The sequence below is a fragment of the Luteibacter sp. genome, from assembly GCF_051958795.1.
Classification (GTDB): Bacteria; Pseudomonadota; Gammaproteobacteria; order Xanthomonadales; family Rhodanobacteraceae; genus Luteibacter.
The window spans coordinates 1-2,250 of record NZ_JBQCFT010000328.1 but is presented as its reverse complement, the minus strand read 5'-3'; the positions used below and the strand labels follow the sequence as shown (position 1 = coordinate 2,250).

Below are 2,250 nucleotides of genomic sequence, written 5' to 3'. Positions count from 1 at the left end.
GTTGAGCACACCTCGCGGTTCATCTCGTGGAACGGTTTCTATAACTACGGAGGCATTGCGCTAGGTGAGCAGCTCGGCGTCACGCTCGCGGCTAAGTTCGGCATGGTCTCGCTCGGTGTGCTGGGCTTTGCGCTCGGCGCGATCGCGTTGCCGCTGGCCCTGCTCATGGCGCACGTGCCGCCGACGCACGGCGAACGCCTGCCGTTCAAGCATGTGCTCTCGCGCGTGTATGCGTACGGCGCGGGCCTTGCGCTGGGTTCCATCGGCTTCGGTGCGCTTTCGACGTTCGTCGCCCTGTATTACGCGAGCCGCGGTTGGCAGGGTGCCGCGCTGTCGCTTTCCCTGTTCGGTAGCTGTTTCATCGGCGTGCGCCTCGTCTTCGCCAATGCCATCAACCGGTTCGGCGGCTACCGCGTGGCGAGGGTGTCGCTGGTGGTCGAGTGCCTCGGCTTGCTGCTGCTTTGGTTTGGCACCAGCCCGCACGCGGCGCTTGCCGGTGCCGCGTTGACCGGCTCGGGCTTTGCGCTGGTCTTCCCCGCGCTCGGCGTCGAAGCCGTCAGCCGCGTGAGCAACCACAACCGCGGCGCGGCGCTGGGGGCCTATTCCGTGTTCCTGGACGTGGCCCTGGGCCTGACCGGCCCGGTCGGCGGCTGGATCGCGGGACTTTACGATTACCCGGCCATCTTCCTCGTGGCCAGCGCGACGACGCTGGCGGCCGCGGTCCTCTCTTTCGTGCTGTATGCGCGGCATGGCCGTCCGCTGGAGAGCCAAAGCGCCGGCTCGCGGGCATAATGCCTGCCTGATCCCCACGAGTCCGCACCATGCTCCTCGATCGCAGCTGGATGGGTTACGGCATGGAAGGTGCCTTGCAGGTCGGCGGCATCGCGCTGCTGGGCGGCATCGTCGCGTATGTGCTGGTGCGCCTGTTCGGCAAGGCCAATGGCTGGAACCATGGCATGGAGTTGACCGTTGCCGTGCTCGTGGCGTTCTTCCTCGTGGGCTACGAAGACATCTGGAATTCGTTCTACTTCAACTTCGTCCCGATCCAGTCACCGCAGCTGCTGCGGGTGAAGCTGGCCGCGGTGCACGACCCGGATTCCATGGGACTGCGCGTGCTGTTCGAGATGCTCGGCGCACTGGTGGGCGCCGGCATCGGTTGGGCAGCGTTCTCCGGTGGTCTCAAGGACCTCATCGGGCACATCCGCAATCCGTAGAAGCATCGCGTAGGAGCCCACCCTGTGGGCGACGCCGTTCGCGGAGGAGCCGCAGGACATGTCACGCCATCGCGAAAGCTGTCGCCCACAGGGTGGGCTCCTACAACGCTGTGATCAGCGATGGTGCTGGAACATCCAGTCCCACAGGTCGGGCGTGGCATAGGCCTTCATCCACGAGCCGTGGTTCACGCCGGGGAATTCGCTGTACTTCACTTCGGCGCCGCGCTTAACCAGCGCCGCGTTCATCTTGCGCGACTGTTCGGTGGGGACGACGTTGTCATCGCCGCCGTGGAAGATCCACACCGGGGTTTTGCCGATCTTCTGCGCGGCCCACTCGAACGGATCCTTGCCATCGGGTACGCCGTGGACGAACAGGTTGCGCCCTTCCGGATCGGGTAGCGCGGTGATGCCGCCACAGATGATCGCGGCCGCGGCGAACTTGTCCGGGTAGTCGACCGCGAGCTGCCACGAGCCGTAGCCGCCCATCGACAGGCCGGTGAGGTAAAGGCGCTTACGGTCGCCGTGGAATTCCTGGACGCTCTTCTCGAGCGCGGCGAGCGCCATGTTGGCATCGGCTTCGTCGGTCCACTCCGTATCGTCCGGCGCCTGCGGGATCACGACGACGGCCGGGAAATCCATGTGTTCCTTCAGCCACGGTGGCAGGCCCTGGCTCATCTGCTTCTGGTTGTCTCTGCCGCGTTCGCCGCTGCCATGCAGGAACAGGACGACCGCCGGGTGCGGTTTGATATCGGCGGGGATGAAGACCTGGTAACGGTAGGTCTTGCCGTGCACGTCGACGGTGCGCTCGGCGAACTGCGCCGGGGCGGCGGAGGCGGCGCCGGCCACCATGGCGGCGGTGAGGAAGGCAAAGGTGCGGAGCATGCGCGGGGGTCTCCGTGGGGGCATGGGGCCATCGGTCCTGTGGGAGGGGGGGGGGGGGGGGGGGGGGGTGTGGTCAACAAAACACCCCGCCCCCCCCCCCCCCCACCCCCCCGCCCCCCCCAAAGGGGACACACACCGGGGGGGGGAACACAAA

General features: G+C 66.7%; 3 protein-coding genes. 2 read left to right on the top strand and 1 reads right to left on the bottom strand.

Features of this window, described 5'->3' with window-relative positions:
• A partial coding sequence (locus ACTHLF_RS17060; protein ID WP_440328823.1) for an MFS transporter occupies window positions 1-792 on the top strand: 792 nt, incomplete at its 5' end.
• A gap of 29 nt (window positions 793-821) precedes the next feature.
• A complete protein-coding gene (locus ACTHLF_RS17055) occupies window positions 822-1,214 on the top strand; it encodes a hypothetical protein (protein WP_440328821.1) in 393 nt (130 codons plus the stop codon).
• Window positions 1,215-1,328: 114 nt separating this feature from the next.
• Here ACTHLF_RS17055 and ACTHLF_RS17050 read toward each other — a convergent pair whose 3' ends face one another.
• Complete coding sequence (locus ACTHLF_RS17050) at window positions 1,329-2,096, bottom strand: prolyl oligopeptidase family serine peptidase (RefSeq protein ID WP_440328820.1); 768 nt, start codon at window positions 2,094-2,096, stop codon at window positions 1,329-1,331.
• Between the last annotated feature and the right edge of the window lie 154 nt (window positions 2,097-2,250).

Coding starts and splice junctions, on each gene's coding strand:
- ACTHLF_RS17055 (WP_440328821.1), top strand. CDS start 822: ATGCTCCTCGATCGCAGCTGGATGGGTTACGGCATGGAAGGTGCCTTG.
- ACTHLF_RS17050 (WP_440328820.1), bottom strand. CDS start 2,096: ATGCTCCGCACCTTTGCCTTCCTCACCGCCGCCATGGTGGCCGGCGCC.